2 protein-coding genes are annotated in these 1558 nt (G+C 74.1%); one reads left to right on the top strand and one right to left on the bottom strand.

The window, feature by feature from the left end; all coding sequences use genetic code 11:
* Positions 1 to 884, bottom strand: an 884-nt coding sequence (gene galE / locus ACFWJO_RS38850; RefSeq protein WP_386872930.1) for a UDP-glucose 4-epimerase GalE, incomplete at its 3' end; no start/stop codon positions are given.
* A gap of 101 nt (positions 885 to 985) precedes the next feature.
* Here galE and coaA point away from each other — a divergent pair.
* The coding region (gene coaA / locus ACFWJO_RS38845) for a type I pantothenate kinase (protein ID WP_386872932.1) at positions 986 to 1558 on the top strand (573 nt) is incomplete at its 3' end.

Raw genomic sequence — 1558 nt, 5'->3', positions numbered from 1 at the left:
GGGATGCGGCCGCCCGTGACCGCCTCGAAGGCGCGCACCATCTCGAACACGGTGACGCCCTCGCCCCGGCCGATGTTCCAGACCCGGGTCGTCGTACCGCCCCCGGTCGCCACCCGGGCCGCGAGCCATTCGAGCCCGGCCACGTGCGCCTCCGCGAGGTCCATCACGTGGATGAAGTCGCGCACGGCGCTGCCGTCGCGCGTGTCGAAGTCCGCGCCGAACACCCGCAGCTCGGGGTACGCGCCGGAGGCCACCCGCGCCACGAAGGGCATGAGGTTCGCCGGCACCCCGCTCGGGTCCTCGCCCAGCCGCCCGGAGGGATGCGCGCCGACCGGGTTGAAGTAGCGCAGCATCGCCAGCCCGCCGCCGTCGACCGTCGCGCAGACGTCGCGCAGCACCTGCTCCGCCATGAGCTTGGAGTGTCCGTAGGGCGAGACCGGGTCCGTGGCCGCGTCCTCGGCGACCGGCACCGGCGCGCGGTCGCCGTACACGGTCGCGGAGGAGGAGAACAGGACCGTGCGGACGCCGGCCGCGAGCGCGGCCTCGGCGACGGCGGCCGTGCCGCCCACGTTCACGTCGTAGTAGGCGGCGGGGCGGGTCATCGACTCGGTGGGCGACTTCAGCCCGGCGAAGTGCACGAGTGCGGCCGGGCCGAAGTCCGCGAGCGCCCCGCGGTAGTCCTCGGGGCGGCGGATGTCGGCCACGTGCAGGCGCAGCCGCGACCCGCCCAGGCGCGTCCCGGCGAGCTCGGCGACACGCTCGAGCGCCGTCGTCGTCGCCGTGACCAGGCTGTCCAGGACGAGGACGTCGTGGCCCGCCTCGAGCAGCGTGAGCACGGTGTGGGATCCGAGGTATCCGGCACCGCCGGTCACGAGAACGCGCATGGGCCGATCCTATCCGGGCCCTGTGACGTCACGCGGGGGCCCGCTCCGGGCGGGCCGCGGCCATAATGGATCGGGTGACCTACACCCCCCCGACCTCCGAGCTGCCCCTCGTGGGCCCCGAGGAGCCCGCGGACGCCGTGCCCGACGGCCACCAGCGCTCCCCCTTCGTGGAGCTGGACCGCCAGACCTGGGCCCGTCTCGCCTCGGAGATGGCGCAGCCCTTCGACCAGGCGGACGTGGAGCGTCTGCGCGGCCTCGGCGAGCATCTGTCCCTGCGCGAGGTTGCCGAGGTCTACCTTCCGCTCTCGCGCCTGCTGAGCATCAACGTGGAGGCCTCCGCGGCCCTGCGCAGCGCGACCAACGCGTTCCTCGGCGAGCGGACGGGGCGCACCCCGTACGTGATCGGGGTGGCCGGGTCGGTCGCCGTCGGCAAGTCGACGACGGCGCGCGTGCTCCAGGAGATGCTGCGCCGCTGGCCGACGACGCCGCGCGTCGAGCTGGTCACCACGGACGGCTTCCTGCACCCCAACGCGGTGCTGCACGAGCGCGGCATCATGTCCCGCAAGGGCTTCCCCGAGTCCTACGACCGCCGCGCGCTGCTGCGCTTCATGGCGGACGTCAAGTCCGGGGCGCAGGAGGTGCGCGCGCCCGTGTACTCGCACATCACCTACGAC

Source organism: Streptomyces sp. NPDC127092, assembly GCF_042722475.1.
Classification (GTDB): Bacteria; Actinomycetota; Actinomycetes; order Streptomycetales; family Streptomycetaceae; genus Streptomyces.
Note: the sequence above shows the minus strand (reverse complement) of the source record. Positions and strands in the feature narration are given on the sequence as shown.